This is a genomic window from Oleiphilus sp. HI0123 (assembly GCF_001635315.1).
This window is the reverse complement of record NZ_LWGE01000935.1, coordinates 1-574: the sequence shown is the minus strand read 5'-3', so window position 1 is coordinate 574 and position 574 is coordinate 1. Positions and strand designations below refer to the sequence as shown.

At 45.0% G+C, this 574-nt stretch carries 1 protein-coding gene; it reads right to left on the bottom strand.

Translation table 11 applies throughout. The features are described from left to right. Positions 1–574: 16S rRNA (cytosine(1402)-N(4))-methyltransferase RsmH (rsmH, locus tag A3761_RS08065; protein ID WP_068750091.1), on the bottom strand; the 574-nt coding region annotated here is incomplete at both ends.

The following is a 574-nucleotide window of genomic DNA, read 5'->3' as shown; positions in this document are numbered from 1 at the left end:
AACTCTCACTTGCTTCGTCCAGCAATCGCTCTAAATCACTCAATTCATCATTAACTTTAATTCGAATAGCCTGAAACACCCTGGTCGCCGGGTGCTTATGTTTTTCCCAAGACGGGTTCGCGTCCTTCACTATTTTCGACAGTTTTGCAGTCGTATCAATTTCCTGACCCAGCAATGCCTCTTTGATACCTCTAGCTATTTTCCTAGCAAACTTTTCTTCGCCATAANCGAAAAATACCTGAACCATCTCTTTCTCATCGACCTCTTTGATCCACTGTGCGGCACTCACTCCGCGCGTGGTATCCATCCGCATATCTAGCGGACCATCATTCATAAAACTGAAGCCTCTCTCAGCATTATCAAGCTGCGGAGATGACACACCCAAATCCGCTAACACGCCCGAAACTTTCTCTTGCCCACAAACTCTCAAATGCTCACGAATATCTGCGAAGGAGCCGTGCACAATCGAAAATCGCTCTTCATCAACAAATCGACTCTGTGCCGCAGATATTGCTTCCAAATCTTTGTCAATAGCGATCAACGAGCCATCTTTATCCAAAGCTTCTAGTATTTT